Genomic DNA, 15,347 nt, shown 5'->3' with positions numbered 1-15,347 from the left:
ATTTAGGCCTTGCTGATCAAGGTTTCAACGAAACCGTATAGTCACGGTTCACCGTAATGGAATCTCCGGTTCGGGACAGTGTGAGCGTATACTGGTCTAGCTTGGGCGCTGGAATATAGACGTTCAGATGTTCCGACTTGCGGTTATCCTCGGCGATGCCGAAGCCGTTCACATGGAAGGACTTCATGTCCTCTCTTTGTTTTTTCCTGTAAGCATCGTAAGCTTCGGTTCCTTCATTATCGAATTTCTCTGTAAGATTCTCCTCCTGAGCAATGCCAAAAGATACGCCCTCCAGCCTCTTCTGTTCGGGACTGTCTTTTTTGATCTTCAAATGCAGATACCCTTCAGGCAAGTAGTCCGCCCCCTCGATAACGATTTCCTTATTTTTAAAATGTATCGTACGCGGATTTTCGCCGTTTAAAGGCAAATCCAGCTTTTCGCTTGGCTCGAATTCGCCTACCCGGAGACTTCCAATATGAAGCGTCAATGAACGGACATTCGGTTCGAAATAAACGGACGATGAGAACGGCAATTGCAGTTGTCCGCCCTCATAATACAATAGACCGGAGCCTGAAGGATCGTACCGATACTCCCGGCCTTGATCGTCCTTCAAATACGGGGCAGTCTCATCGTCTCTCGGAAATTCGTAATACCATCCCTCAGGCCCTTTCAAAATCAGATTCATCGTCGTCGGTTGAATTGTCAACTTTTCCAAGCTCAGTTCCTTGAGATCAGAATCACCAATAGGCAGCGACTGCTTCGGCTCTAACACTTTATTGTGCAGCAGCTTGTCAGGCTGAATCGACACTTTCATAATCCCCATTTGCTGTATATCTAATCTACGTCCCTCATCGATAAAAGTTCTTTTGGTAACCTCTAGCTCAAGTTCGGTGCCCTGCACTAAAAACTGCTTAACAACGCCATCGGACAACTGATACTTATACGTTTCATGAAGCACCGGTTTCCCGCTGCCATCGGCTGCCGTGATGACAGACGAAGAGGTCGTCGATCCTTGACCAGCTAAGGTATTGAGGGGAGAAATCCAAATCGATACCGGACTGCTCTCATCGGTTAAATCGAATGAGTCAGTCTGAATGAAGCTTTTGAACAGCAGCTCCTCTTCTGTCAGATAGATGTCGCTGATCGTAATGATCGTGCCGTCTCTCTTCATCGTCACCGGATCGATCGGTATGTAGTCGTGGTTCATCGCCGTCTGGACACCGTCTTGCTCCCGTATATGCTTCAGCCAATCGATAGCGATATCGATGCCAGGCACACCTCTGACGAGCGAAGCAAAAGCAGGAGACATGGTCACACCTGCAAAGAACGTTACCACTAAGATCACCGCCGCTGCCGTGCCTTTGAAGACGACAGGAATCTTCTGTCGCTTGGACCGTCTAGATCCAATCGGTTGCGATTCAATCTTCGAATTTCCATCCAGCTCCAGTTCGCCTCGATCGAATTTGCCGGGCAGTTCCTCCGCGAATTGAAACAATGATTGGGGTACCGGAATCGTTGCCAGCGCTTGCGCTAAGCCTGCTTTCAAATCCGTATCACATTCTCTACTCATATCGTCAGCTCCTTTGCCTGCCCTTGCGCCCGTTGAAGCACAGCGCTGAGTTTTAGTCTGGCATGATATAGTCGGGACTTGACCGTACCTTCTTTTATGTCTAGAAGAGTGGCGATCTCCTCAATCTTTAGTTCCTGAAAATAATACAACACGACAACGATCCGCTGATGCAACTCCAATGTAATTATCGACTCGAACAGCCGCTCCGACTGTTCCTTCATGAGCAAATTTTCAAGTGGTGTAGAAGCTGCGTCCTGGATCTCCATGCCATCGATATCAACGGTAATTTTATTCCCTTGCTCTTTCCTCGCGATATCAATCGCCCGGTTAGCTAGCAACCGACTAAACCAACCATGAAGTTTGTTAATTTCTTTGCCGCTCACGATCGTCGAATACAATTCAATTAGTGCGTTCTGTACCGCTTCCTCCGCCAACGGCTTGGATTGCAGCATCATATATGCGGTCCGATAAGCCTTCGGAATCACCGGATTCACCAACGTCCGGAAAGCGTCTTTATTCCCCTGCCTAATCTCATCCATTAGCCGCTGTTCGTTTTCCACTTCCATGATGTCTCCCCTCTCACATTTGTCTCTATATAGATAAGGCGTAAAGAACCGGATTTCGGTTCAATTATTTCTCGAAAAACTTCAAAAAAATTATTCATAGCGCATCGGGGTAAACAAAGAACTTACATGAATCTTTCTGTGCGAAGGCACTGATCACGAACATTATCGTTCGAAGCATAAAAAACATGCAGGATCGGGCCCCTCCCTGGTGACTTCAATGTCCCATTTTATACATTATCTCTATATTGAGCTTCGTATAAATATGTTCTGCTACTCTTTTCAGAGGTGAACTTCCTGTTGGTTTTTTAAATGATGAAACCTAAACTTAGGCATCTCGTTTAGGGTAAAATACAATAGATACTAATACTCCATAATAACCGATTTAATATTACGTCTCGTTAGAAATTTCCATTTATATATAGCTTTGAAGCAAGGTATCGTTGGAATCCCAATAAAATGACATCATAAAACGTTCCGGTTTCTTCGAATCAATATTAATGAATTGCTCCCCGTTACTTAGAGAATGAACATTTAACGAAGAACGCTTTGCTGTGTGGAAGCGGTCAATTTTTGCAATATCTGGGGGGAATGCAAAACATCTGAACTATGGGGTATGGATAATTCAGAAAACCAAATCGAAGAGACAAAAAGACGTCAGCCCGTAGATGTGCTGACGTCTTGTGCGTGTCTATTAATTGCAATACTCAAACTCGTTGTCGAGCGCGTCGAAACTAATCTCCTGTTTTAACACTTGTTTTAATTCATCGTTTGAGATTAACCCTTCCAGTGGCAGCTCGCGCCCCGTTGAGGTCGTTTCTATGTATTCAAAAACATCTCTACCATATATTTCTTCCAACTTTGCAACTTGACTATGCTTCAAATACTTTCGGTGTGTTCTTAATATGTTGGCAGAATTGACTTTCAAATCGCCACTTGCTGTATTGGAATACTTCATATTCGTTAAATCTTCAAGCAAGTCCCTAAAAATAAAATCCTGTAAATTTTTCGCCAAAACAACAGCGGTAATATCATCGTGATAAATCAACGTAATAGGTACATCCTCACCGTTTTGTTTATCAAATTGGAACACATACAAATCTCCGCTTTTTTGTCGACCAAATGGAACAAACTGAAACTCTGGTTTCGTCTGACGATAATCGTCGGGGTCTTTGAATGCTTCGATTTCTTCAACGATTCTGTTCCATTTTAGCAACTCAAAGTCAAAGCCGAAAAACAGCATAGGCGGGTTTTGGGCTAATTTAGCATAATACTTTTCGTACCAATCCTGCCCATATTCTCCACCCGAATCCAACATACCGTCTAAATACAACTGTCTATATAATTTCGGGTATGTAAAATTGTACTTCTGTTCAATTTGCTTTAATTCGTTCATACTATCCTCCCAAAACCAGCTATTTGCTATCAGTATAGCAAACGCGAACTTGTTATTAAATATCACAGAAAATCATTGTGCAGATTGGCATGGAAAGGAGCGCGACCATGGCTATCTATCAAATAGTATCAAAATCGTCAGCCACGGCAAGGGCAAGTCTGTGGTAGCGGCGGCGCCTTACTGTTCGGGACGTTGTGACGTATGACTACGGGTTTTCGAGCTTGCCCCGGCATCGTGGTGACGGTTGTGTTTGGTTGTCATCGTTTCAAGAAGAACGAGTGCTCACGAACCATTCCACCGATCTAACTTTGACGCCCAAGAGACCATTCGGATTTACGGGATGCGCTGAGAGATCGAAGTATTATCAAGTGCGCCAAGTCTATCCTACGTTTGCAAAAAGAGGTTCAGGGTGGTACTAAGAGGAGATGAACAATAAAAGAGGGTGTAACCTTATTGACCAGATACAATGGTCAATCATGGTTTGTAGAAGCATATAACGGAGCCACATCCGGCCATCTCTGTCTCACGATCTTGATGATGCCAATGGCGCAATATTATAGTTGTATCTTATCATCCCTTATATTACAATACCTTTGCTGTTATGAATATAGGAGTTGATGTTATGAACGAAAAAGAAAAATCGCATGCTGGTATGTTATACCAACCTGGCGATCCTGAGCTTGTCGCTGACCGTGCTGATACCGTGAACAAGTTATACGAATATAACAATATACACCCGCTAGACCGCGAGGCACGAGAGATCGCCATTCGCGGGCTGCTGGGAAAGACCGGAGATAATTGCGTTGTAGAGCAGCCCCTTTTCTGTACTTATGGGTATAATACCACGGTAGGAGATAATTTTTTTCTCAATGCTAACTGCAAGCTCATGGACAGCGGGGAAATTACAATTGGTAACAACGTATTTATTGCACCCAACGTCTGCCTTATAACGGAAGAACATGCTATGGATGTAGAGCAACGGATAGCGGGATTGGAATACACACATCCAGTCAATATCGGTGATAATGTATGGATCTGTGCAGGCGCTATAGTCCTGCCAGGCGTGACGATCGGAGCGAACAGCGTGATTGGGGCTGGCAGTGTCGTTACGAAGGACATTCCGCCAGATAGTTTGGCTGTCGGCAATCCGTGCAAAGTCATCCGCTCTTTGAAAAAAGCCCTTTAGTTCGGTGCCAATCGGTGATTCTATCGCTTTCAGAAATATAACAACAACCTACATGTGGTCTCAGCCCGATCCCTAGCGGATTGGTATACTGACCGTGACCATGAAGGAAGACGCCCTGGAGAAGGTACTGCTAAAGCAGTAGCTCCTCCGCAAAGGACGTCTTTTCATTTTCTCCGTTTTGTTCTCCACTGGTTCCTCAGGAATCCCATAACCAAGATGAATCTTTCTGATAATCGTTCCTTTAATGTTGAATAAGCAGCCACTCTATCTTCATAAATGGCAATAAGCTCTTTCTTTTTCTCATCTCAGTAATTCAATGACTTCAATAAGTAATTACAAGTAAAAAGGACCTAGCGCGTCGCAATAGATCCATGCCATTTACTATTAACATTCATTTTTTTCTTAACTACTCATTTAAATAAGTCGTTGTGCGGTTCTGAAATTTCTTTTTCAATCGTGTTCCCCTCCCTGCTACGACAAGGATAGGTGGAACTTATTAACTGCTTCGAGGCTGCCGAATATTTTTATATCCCCGATGAATATTGATTTAACATATTAGGAACGCCATAAAGCGTACAATCGGTAATGTCCTCATCTTCTTGTCATCCGACATATATGTTAGAAACTTAGAAGTACCGTATTTATCCGCAGGAAATGGGACTACTTCATAAGACACTTAGGAATAGAGCCATCTCGACTTCCAGCACATTTACCGCCAATGAAGGGGAATTTGCTGTAGTAGAGTCTAATGCATTGGAAGCAAGTATTTACTCACACAAACCTATTGTTGAAATGGAGAGTTGCATTATGGAAGTAAAGCTTATCGGGAAACGTAAATTTTTAGTGACAATTATGCTGTGTTCATTGTTTATCGGGAATAGCGTAATAAACGCATTTGGAAGCAGCCCATCCCAGAAAGAGCAACAATCAGCAGTTGCTACCCAACAATCTAAGGCTCCGACGACTTCGTCTAAGCAGACAGCTGTAATATTCCCTGCCCTTAAAGGCCCATATAAAGTGGGAACAGATCGTTTTCATTGGATAGACAAAGCTCGTCCGGAAACATTTACGGCAGACAAGTCGGATCATCGTGAGCTGATGATTCAAGTCTGGTATCCTACTAACGCATCAAGCGCCTCTCATAAGCGCGAACCTTATGCAACGGATCCAACATCATTGGCAAAAGCATATGAAGGTTATTATAAAATCCCTGCTGCTCAATTTTTACCCTTGCTCTCATCTACTACTCATTCTTTGATCAAGGCACCTATTGCTGAATCGGAACAAAGATATCCGGTACTCATCTTATCACACGGCTTCGGGCTGCTTAATGATACGTATCGATTTATTGCAGAGCCACTAGCAAGCCAAGGCTACATCGTTGTAAGTGTTCAGCATACATATAATTCGTTAGTAACCACATTTCCTAACGGAAAAGTTGTCAAAGTCAACGGCGCTAATGATGATAATACCTCTTACCTAGATCGATTAATCACCAAAGTATGGGTGAAAGATATTCAGTTTGTATTAGATCGCCTAGCACAACTTTCAGAGAAGAAAAGCTATCATATTTGGAAGCAGGCTGATCTGAGTCGAGTTGGAATGCTCGGTCATTCATTCGGAGGTGCTACAGCTGCTCAAGTGATGCTCCAGGATGATCGTGTAAAAGCTGGCATCAATATGGACGGCGGCTTCTTTGGCAAATTGATTCCTGAGAGCGGAATACCAGGTCCATTTATGCTGATGAATGCTGGCTACGACGGATTGAAAAATTTAGAAAGTACTGATCCTAAGCAGGTTGCACAAGCACAAGGAAAGGATGAAAAGAAGATGACCGAGATGTTGAAACATGTGATTTCTCGCTATAAGCAGGCAGTACGCTCTAGTTATTCCGTATCATTCCGTCATGCAGACCATAGTACATTTTCAGACACTCCGTTAATTACCTATCCATCTGTACCGAATGATGCTGCTAGAATACAGACCGTGTATCGTACTCACAGCAGTATTAATGCATATACATTGGATTTCTTTGACTATTTCCTAAAGGGTAAGCCAAGTAAGCTGCTCGATGGGAAAAACAAGATCGAAGATGTAAAGGTAGAGATTGGAGAGCACGTCAAAACCAAATCTGCATCTTCTAAATAACATAATTCTAACTGGAACCTTCTCGGTAAATGACCGGGAAGGTTTTTGGTTAGGTTCATTAAAAGCACACATCGCCCAAGGATAATAAGGTCCAAAGGGTACATACCCCGCAATACCCCTCATAACATCTGTCGTGTCCCCTAACCTGTCGCCCAGCGTTCTAAACAACCCCATCTGCATTTCTATTTCCTACAATAAAAATCGGAATTATATGTTTACAAGAATCTGATAATGAATTATATTTAACATAACTTCGAGATACTACTTGAACATATATCAAAGGAGTTGAATCAGTATGAAGAAATTGCTTTTGTCCATGTCTGTACTGGTTGTCCTCGCTACAGCATCACCTGCATATGCTTCCACTGCACCTATCGCTGCTACCAAGCCTGATGTTCGACAAACACAGCAGTTCGTTAAGCACTATGCACTTCACCCTAATGAACTAAGCTCGCTGGAAGGAATCTATTTGAAGAAAGGCCAACAGCTCACGATTTATGCACAAGGCAATTATGCGTATTATTCCGTGTACGACAATACCAACTACCATCTCGGGACTTTCTTTAACAGCAACGTAGGAAGAATTTTCACGGCAACTGAGGACGGTTATTTTTACATTCAATTTGCAGCGCCTTCCTCGTATACAATCAATCACATCACGGCTACTTATCACATTAATTGACCTTAGGTTGATATCATATCGACCAAATTTATCACAAAAGCTAAGAATTTGACCTGCTAGAAATGAAGACAGCGACAGTGATGGATTAAAATAGTCCGTGACTGTCGCTGTTTGATTTGATCAAACAGACCTGTTTATAGGGATAACAGACATGATCATATAATTTCCCAATAGTTCAATGCTTTATCTTCATATCGTACTGCTAGCATTGATAGTCTTTAATATCGGCTTGATCCGATGCAACAAAAATGAAAATACTACTCCAATTAGAAGTGCTGGGAAAAATTCCAGCACATTAAATAAATCGCTCCTTATAATACTACTGTGCGCTGCATCTGAAAAAAAGGTGTAAGCCCAGTGAAATAATACTGCTGTAAACAAATTTTGATTTGTTTTGATATAGATGTAAGTATAAATGAAACAACTGCTCGTAACCGATATCATGAAAGTAAAAAATAACAGTTGCTGCTCATGCTGATTAGTACCTACTATATAAAACAATGGCAAGTGCCATACAGACCAAACTAACCCAATTATTAAACTCGCTATGTTAGGATTAACAATTTTTAATAATCTCTTTAAAGCGAAGCCTCTCCAACCATACTCTTCTGATAATGGGCCTAGTATAAACAAAGGAAGAATAGTAGGTAGTACAGATAAAAATTTAGCGTAATGAAAGTTTCCATCCAAAGCTAAATAGATAACAATCCAAGATACAGCAAAATATGCTGCTGTTAGAATAATTATCAGAACCCACTTTAATCCAATTTTAGCTTGAAATGCTTCTTTCATAAATTGTTTTACTTGTTTTTTACCTTCAAAAACGGCAGTAAGAATGATACCTGTTATCGAAGGGACAAAGCCTCCCATCATGAACAATATTATTGCCCAAACCGGTCCAACTGCCCCACTATTAAAGCCAATAGTTGGAACTTCACATAAAGCAAGTGGCCCCCAAAATACAAACAGGCTTAAGAAAACAGTAATTATGAAAAATATCATAACCTCTTTTAATTCTTTATTTTTCATACATAGTCCCCCTGGGATATTCAATCATTTAACCCCTAACATATGTAATACTGAGTTTGATATCATCTTAAAAATCTGTATGACATCAATGCGATTTGCATTGACACTATAACATTTTTGCAATACAACTTTATGAACCACACCATCAATTGTGGTGATAATATAAGTAAAGATATCATTTAGCGGAAAGATCGTCTGAAGCTCTCCCTTATTTACTCCTTTCGTTATCTCGTTAAAAAGTGTGCTTATGAAATATTGACCATTTTCCTGTTCTGTAAGACTGTTTTTAAACTTTTCCGATTTATTAGGATGATTTGCAAAATATACAGTAAGTTCAAATTGAAATTTACCAAGTGTAGCTGGACTGTTATGAATATAGTTTGCCAGAAAATCAAAAAGAGCTTCGACTATACTTACTGTGGTCTCTGTACTTGCAAGTATCTCATCAATTTTATGCTTATAATTGTTTCTAGCTGTTTCTCTATTAAGTAAAGCTATAATCACTTCATCAATATCACCAAAATACCTATATATCCCCCCCTTGCTTATACCCGCTTCCTTAATAACATCTAGCATAGTCATTTCATATAGTGGTTTTCGTTTGAATACCACAAAGGCTGCATCTAATATTTGTGTCTTCTTTTTTTGAATATAGTCTTCATTTACTTTTGGCATCGTTTCACTCCTTTTAAAAATGAGATAACTCTCACTTTTATATTATTATCTTACTACTAATAACAGTTAATGCCAACATAAAAATGAGAATACTCTCATTTTACAGTTATATATGATATCCGTCTCCGGTACGACAATTACTTCTAAAGTAAACTCAGTTTATATGGATATGATTCAAATAAGCGTGTATGAATACAAGAAAAAGGAGCTTCGAGCACATACTCGAAAGCTCCTTATCTTATATCTGTTAATTAAATAAGAGTAGCCATTTTAAAGCCCGTTTCTTGTAAGCGTTCATTGTTCTGATATCGGAATGGCAGCTTCAAATTCGACTCCTTGCTCTATATTGTTAATAGAGTATGAGATGCCAAGAGCTTCAAAAATCTGCTTTACAAGATATAATCCCAATCCGCTGCCCCCCGTGTTGCGATTTCTAGATTTTTCAACTCGATAGAAGGGTTCAAAAATCTGCTGCATGTCCTCTTCCTTAATGTTCACGCCAGTATTGATGACTTGAAATTGAATGCAGCCTTCCTGCACATCTCGGGTTAGCTGAATGCATACTTTTTCTCCCTGTGGAGAATACATAATCGCATTATGGATGATATTTTTGCATGCTTTCACCAGCATCAGACGATCAGTGTGAACCATTATGTTTGAGGCAATATGCTTCATAAGTTGAATCTCTCGCTGAGCCGCAAAATATTCAAGATCAGCAGTTATTTTATCCACGAGCTGCGAAAGATTCACTTCTTCCAGCTGCAGCTTGAATGCATCGCGCTCCAACTTCGACATGCTTAATATCTCACGAACTAACTGCTCCATTCCCTCGACAATCTGATGATTTTTATGCAAATATTGATCGCGATCGCGATACGGACCGATATGATAGATCATTCCTTCCAGATACCCTTTCATCACGGTAAGAGGAGTTTTTAATTCATGCGCTGCAATCGCGAAAAATTCCCTTCGTTTTGTTTCCACTGCTCTTTCTTTTTCAATATCGCTCTTTAACTGCCGATTCGCATTGTGCAACTCTTGCATCGTTTGCTGCAAATTCACTGACAGTTCATTTAGACTGGTAGACAGCTCCCCCAATTCATCCGTAGAATGTACCTCGATTTGTTCCGAAAAATCCAAGTTCGCCATCTTCTGCGCACCTTGATTAATGTACAGAAGCGGCTTCGTGATAAACCTTGAGTAAAAGTAAGCACTGCCTATGCCGATTACAATAACGATAATGCTTAAATAAGGGAGAAAAAGTACTAATACTTGCGAAGCCTCATCAATCGGTTGAAAGGTAGCAGACACGACAAGCACTAAATTCGCATCTATAAACTGAATAGGCACGGCGACATCGAAGGAGTTTGTATTCAGGATTGGTTTTGCTCTTTCGACTCTCACTTCTGCCGGTAGTGAATAGCCTTTGCGAACGGAAGAAAAAAATGGAGAGTAAATGATAGCTCCCTCTTTATTTTGAAGATAGACGATTGCGTTATTTTTTTTGGAAAAGGCATCAAGAAGCAGCACACCATATTGCAAATCAAGTTCCTTCGATTTCGTTATGATTTCTTCGATCCCTGTCTGAAGCTGAGTCGTCTTGTACTGCTGATAAAAGGTAGGCAGAAAGAAATACAGCGATACATAAATCAGGACGGCAAAGGATAACAGAATAAGGGACGTAGTCACAAACAGCTTATAAGTAATACGCTTCATTTTCAGCATGTTCAACCATTTAGTCATCAATTTTGTAGCCGATCCCCTTTACGGTTTTAATGTAAGGTATATCTAACTTCTTTCTCACATTTTTAATATGCGTATCGATGACTCGCGTATCCCCGTAATAATCGTATCCCCATACTTTCTCGACGATGCTTTCTCGGGTGAGCACTTTTTTCTCATTTTGAACGAGCAACTGTATGATTTCGAATTCTTTGGTCGTTAATGGGATTTCAACTTCGTTGACGTATACTTTATAGGCATTGCAATCTACTTGAACCTCCTTGAATACCAGGCTATTATTCGTTCCTTGATCCTTGCTTCTTCTTAACACGGCTTCGACTCTCCGTATCAATAGATGAAATGAAAAAGGCTTTGTAATATAATCGTCGATTCCGAGATCGAAACCTTTTAATTGATCCTGTTCTTCTTCTAAAGCAGTTAGCAAAATGATGGGAACATTGGACTCATTCCGAATCATCTTGGCGACCTCGAATCCGTTAAGATTAGGCATCATGACATCCAATAGAATTAAATCGAAGGATTGCTTATTGAATTGTTTCATACCTTCTATTCCATCGGATGCAACTTCAACATTATATTGTTGGGTCATCAAAAATTGTTTGATTAATTCCCGAATTTCTTGATCATCTTCAATCACAAGAATCTGATAGTTCATTATGATATCACCTCTATTATTAGTATAGCCGTGCTATCTGGAGTTTATATGAAGAGACCGAAAATCCTCACCAAAACTCTACATGATCTTCATAGTAACTCCAGATAAGGGTCATACAATGAGATCGTAAACTACAATACATTCGCAAAGGAGATTGACAATTATGAAAAAAACATTAGCCACAACTGCTTTAGGTGCTGTACTCACATTCACCTCTTTGGGATCCGCATTCGCTGCCGAGGTACCTGCGCAATCTATCGGGAATGGACAACTACTGACAGCGACTGTTAAGGTAAAGGCAGCAAATAACCTTGATGAAGCGGCTCAAAGCAAGGCGAAAGCCATTTTCGATCAATTGCAGAAAGGGACTCTTACGAAAGAACAAGCCAAACTTCAGCTGCAAGAACTTGGTGTCAATGTAGACTTTGCTCTCAAAGCGGCTCATGACGGCATCAAATTCAAAGTTGGAAAAGTGAACCCTGTTAACCTCGATGACGCTACCAAGGAAAAGGCAAAAGCGATACTTGAGCAAGCCCAAGCCGGCACCCTTACAAAAGAACAAGTGAAAGCTCAACTGCAAGAGCTTGGCATTGACATGGATGTGAATTTCAGCAAAACAGCTCATGGCGTTATGGTAAAGATGACTTCGTCAATATTCGATAACCTTGACGAAGCTGCCAAAGAAAAGGCGAAAGCGATTCTTGAGCAAATGAGAACCGGAACACTTAGCAAAGAGCAGGTAAAAGCTCAGCTGCAAGAGCTCGGCATCGATTTGGATGTAGATTTCAGTCCGGCTCACAACATGAAGAAAGAAACAAAAGCGATTCACTTTGATGATGCTACTCAACAAAAGGTAAAAGCCCTTTTTGATCAATCAAAAGCAGGTACAATCACGAAGGAGCAAATGAAAAAACAACTCGATGAAGTTCTTGGCGTCCAAACCCTTGATGTCCATGTAGAAAAATAATCAAAGAAAATCTTGGTTCTCAAGCTACATAGAGATCTCCAAGAGATACACACGATCCGTGAGATTGCTATTCGGCAGCCTCACGGGTTTTTCTATGTTGACACCGAATTATCTTCCAGATAATAACATAACGTTCTCTAGATAAGCTCCTCGCTAACTTCATGTAGACTCCAGATCACTCCTATACATTATAGATATCAAAAAGGAGGTTAGAAATTATGAATTTTATCAAACGCGCCTATTTAAGTGTACAAGCAAGAAAGGGAAAGTCATTCATCCTATTCGCCGTCTTTTTGGTGCTTACTAATTTAGTATTAGCGGGATTCGCCATACAGAATGTCACAAAGGCAGCGAATGATCTTGTCAGGAAAAAGTTAGGAGTTGATGTGACGCTAGGATTAGATGGGGATAAATTTCAAAAGTATGTACAAAAACAGAGACTTGAGAATCCAAATGAAAGAATACATCGTCCGGAAATTTCTACAGAGGAAGCAGATAAGTTAGCCGAATCCCCACATGTAAAAGAGTTCAACTATGTAAAAGACAGTCAAGGTATAGCAGATGGCTATACCCCCATTAATACCAATCAAGGAGATAACGCGCTAGGCGGTTCCGTAGACGGGAACCAAGGGAGCATGAAAATGCCAAATACACTCATTCAAGGCGTTCGTGTTTCTGATTTGCTAAAAGAATTTACGGACGAAACGAACAAAGTCATCGATGGCCGTTCCATAACACCGGATGACAAGGATCAGAAAGTAGCCCTCGTTGAAAAAGAATTGGCTGAACAAAACAATCTGCAAGTTGGTGATCAGCTAAAAATTCAAGCACAAGATGGTGCATCGAAAATAGATTTACAGATTATCGGAATATACGAAACGTCCACGATAGACGGTAACATGGAATCGGCACCGCCGTTGTTTCATCCGTCGAACAAAGTATATGTTTCGTACGGATCATTAAAAGAGTTTTCAGAAAATAAAGAAACGAAAGGGAGCCCCATTGACCAAGCCATTTATTACTTGAATGATCCAAACCATATTGAGGATTTCAAAGCAGAAGGCAAGAAAACAGGCATTGACTTCGACCTATTTAAGCTCGATGCCCATGATGCATTATATCGAAAAATGGTGGGCCCGATTGAGAACGTAGCATCGACTTCGAAATGGATCATATACTTGGTCTCTTTTGCGGGAGCCATTATCTTAGGCCTTATTATTACGTTGGCCATAAAGGAAAGGAGGAAAGAATTAGGAATTCTGCTCGCGATTGGCGAGAAAAAAGGAAAATTAATCGGACAACTATTAGTAGAAGTATTGTGTATCGCTGCTCTAGCATTCAGCCTTTCTGTCTTTACAGGCGGGACCGTGTCTCAAAAAATGGGAGATCGTTTATTGCAGAATGAAGTTGCTTCTTATGTGGGAGAACAGGAGGCTGAAAATAATCCCGGATTCTCGTTTGGAATGATTCCTGACCAAGGTCAGGATGTGGAGCCGGTTCTTGATATTGATGTGCGAGTAACCTCCGAAGATTTGTTGAAGTTAGGTATGCTGGGTCTAGTGATCGCAATCTTATCAACCATTCTTCCAGCATTATCGATTCTCCGATTGAATCCAAAAGATATCTTATTAAAACATGAATAGGGGGGTCTATATGGACGCAATATTGCAGTTCCAAAATCTGAATTACCATTATAAAAACAATCATAAAAAATATACGATTTTAGATAACGTAAACTTTTCGTTTCAAGCCGGACATTTTTATACGATTTTAGGACCATCTGGATCAGGAAAAACAACGACTCTTAGTCTAGCAAGCGGATTAGATACTCCTAGAAGCGGGTCTGTCCTATTCAAAGGAACAGATATACAGAAAATGGGGTTGGAGTCCTATCGAAACAAACATGTCTCGATTATCTTTCAATCCTACAACCTCATTACGTATATGACTGCCCTTCAAAATGTAGTAACGGCCATGGAGATTACGGAAGTTGACGTGAAAGACAAAAAAGCGAGAGCGCATGAATTATTAAAAAAGGTAGGGTTAACGGAAATAGAAGCCAAAAGAAAGGTATTGCAGCTTAGCGGTGGACAACAACAACGCGTGGCGATTGCCCGAGCCTTATCTTGCGACGTGGATTTATTAATTGCCGATGAGCCTACCGGGAATCTAGATCAAGCAACTGCCTTTGATATTATCGAACTATTCAAAGAGTTTGCTCATAAAGAAAATAAATGCATCATTGTCGTCACCCACTCTCCAGACGTGGCTAAACACTCAGATACAGCGGTATTGCTTGAACAAAAAGATTTAGTTATTAAAAATATGTAATGATACATTTCGGAAAAAGAAAGGAATCAGAATCATGCGAAAAAGAATGGCGGCTTGCATTGGCCTCACCATTATTATTCTAATTGGCGGTTTTATATACGCGTTGAATTTTGGTGTAGGAGATGATACGGAACTGAATAAAAAGGAATCCGATGTTTATCAAGACAGAATGATGCCGGATCAAGAGGACATTTCCCCTCCTTATCAAAATTCGGATGGATCTACAAGCGGTGCGGCAAGGCCTAGCTCAGGTACTGAAGATATAGAAAGTAATTTCGACTAGTGAAAACGAATGTTTCTTATTGATTAGAGTTTGTCATAACGTAAAGATGAACTCCCTATATGGGGAGTTCATCTTTACACCATCTATTTTACATAGCCCAACATTGTTGTTTTCATAAC

The 15,347-nt window shown here is 40.7% G+C and carries 14 protein-coding genes; 7 read left to right on the top strand and 7 right to left on the bottom strand.

Going from position 1 to position 15,347, the window contains the following annotated elements:
- Window positions 1–16: 16 nt before the first annotated feature.
- The 3 genes from MH117_RS18385 to MH117_RS18375 form a co-directional block, all read right to left on the bottom strand.
- Window positions 17–1,570 carry a DUF4179 domain-containing protein gene (locus MH117_RS18385; RefSeq protein WP_239331086.1) on the bottom strand — a complete coding sequence of 518 codons (1,554 nt, stop codon included), beginning with the start codon at window positions 1,568–1,570 and terminating at the stop codon, window positions 17–19.
- A complete protein-coding gene (locus tag MH117_RS18380) occupies window positions 1,567–2,136 on the bottom strand; it encodes an RNA polymerase sigma factor (RefSeq protein ID WP_239331083.1) in 570 nt (189 codons plus the stop codon). The genes MH117_RS18385 and MH117_RS18380 overlap by 4 nt, the downstream gene beginning before the upstream one ends.
- A 691-nt stretch (window positions 2,137–2,827) precedes the next feature.
- Window positions 2,828–3,529: an SMI1/KNR4 family protein gene (locus tag MH117_RS18375; protein ID WP_239331080.1), complete on the bottom strand. Its 702-nt coding sequence runs from the start codon at window positions 3,527–3,529 to the stop codon at window positions 2,828–2,830.
- Window positions 3,530–4,151: 622 nt separating this feature from the next.
- Here MH117_RS18375 and MH117_RS18370 point away from each other — a divergent pair.
- The 3 genes from MH117_RS18370 (at window position 4,152) to MH117_RS18355 (ending at window position 7,545) form a co-directional block, all read left to right on the top strand.
- Window positions 4,152–4,715 (top strand): sugar O-acetyltransferase, encoded by a 564-nt coding sequence (locus tag MH117_RS18370; protein ID WP_275444721.1) that lies wholly within the window; start codon window positions 4,152–4,154, stop codon window positions 4,713–4,715.
- Window positions 4,716–5,522: 807 nt separating this feature from the next.
- Entirely contained in the window at window positions 5,523–6,863 is a 1,341-nt protein-coding gene (locus MH117_RS18360; RefSeq protein WP_239331077.1) for an alpha/beta hydrolase family protein, read from the top strand.
- A gap of 295 nt (window positions 6,864–7,158) precedes the next feature.
- A complete protein-coding gene (locus tag MH117_RS18355; RefSeq protein ID WP_239331074.1) occupies window positions 7,159–7,545 on the top strand; it encodes a hypothetical protein in 387 nt (128 codons plus the stop codon).
- Window positions 7,546–7,734: 189 nt separating this feature from the next.
- Here MH117_RS18355 and MH117_RS18350 read toward each other — a convergent pair whose 3' ends face one another.
- The 4 genes from MH117_RS18350 to MH117_RS18335 form a co-directional block, all read right to left on the bottom strand.
- The gene (locus tag MH117_RS18350; protein ID WP_239331071.1) at window positions 7,735–8,574 is read right to left on the bottom strand and encodes a CPBP family intramembrane glutamic endopeptidase; all 840 of its coding nucleotides are present in this window, start codon (window positions 8,572–8,574) and stop codon (window positions 7,735–7,737) included.
- Between the two features lie 24 nt (window positions 8,575–8,598).
- On the bottom strand, window positions 8,599–9,249 hold the full coding sequence (locus MH117_RS18345) for a TetR/AcrR family transcriptional regulator (protein ID WP_239331068.1): 651 nt from the start codon (window positions 9,247–9,249) through the stop codon (window positions 8,599–8,601).
- A gap of 294 nt (window positions 9,250–9,543) precedes the next feature.
- Window positions 9,544–10,992: a sensor histidine kinase gene (locus tag MH117_RS18340; protein ID WP_239331065.1), complete on the bottom strand. Its 1,449-nt coding sequence runs from the start codon at window positions 10,990–10,992 to the stop codon at window positions 9,544–9,546.
- On the bottom strand, window positions 10,985–11,650 hold the full coding sequence (locus MH117_RS18335; protein WP_239331362.1) for a response regulator transcription factor: 666 nt from the start codon (window positions 11,648–11,650) through the stop codon (window positions 10,985–10,987). The genes MH117_RS18340 and MH117_RS18335 overlap by 8 nt, the downstream gene beginning before the upstream one ends.
- A 160-nt stretch (window positions 11,651–11,810) precedes the next feature.
- Between MH117_RS18335 and MH117_RS18330 the strand changes: the two genes are divergently transcribed.
- The 4 genes from MH117_RS18330 to MH117_RS18315 all read left to right on the top strand — a co-directional run bounded on the left by MH117_RS18330 (window position 11,811) and on the right by MH117_RS18315 (window position 15,228).
- Window positions 11,811–12,614: a hypothetical protein gene (locus MH117_RS18330; protein ID WP_239331062.1), complete on the top strand. Its 804-nt coding sequence runs from the start codon at window positions 11,811–11,813 to the stop codon at window positions 12,612–12,614.
- A 218-nt stretch (window positions 12,615–12,832) separates the two neighbouring features.
- The gene (locus MH117_RS18325) at window positions 12,833–14,257 is read left to right on the top strand and encodes an ABC transporter permease (RefSeq protein ID WP_239331059.1); all 1,425 of its coding nucleotides are present in this window, start codon (window positions 12,833–12,835) and stop codon (window positions 14,255–14,257) included.
- A gap of 10 nt (window positions 14,258–14,267) precedes the next feature.
- Entirely contained in the window at window positions 14,268–14,945 is a 678-nt protein-coding gene (locus MH117_RS18320) for an ABC transporter ATP-binding protein (protein ID WP_239331056.1), read from the top strand.
- Between the two features lie 34 nt (window positions 14,946–14,979).
- Window positions 14,980–15,228 (top strand): hypothetical protein, encoded by a 249-nt coding sequence (locus MH117_RS18315; protein WP_239331053.1) that lies wholly within the window; start codon window positions 14,980–14,982, stop codon window positions 15,226–15,228.
- The last annotated feature ends 119 nt before the right edge of the window (window positions 15,229–15,347 follow it).

The organism is Paenibacillus sp. ACRRX, from assembly GCF_022346885.1.
GTDB lineage: Bacteria > Bacillota > Bacilli > Paenibacillales > Paenibacillaceae > Paenibacillus_B.
The sequence above is the reverse complement of the archived record's forward strand: the minus strand, read 5'-3'. Positions and strand labels throughout refer to the sequence as shown.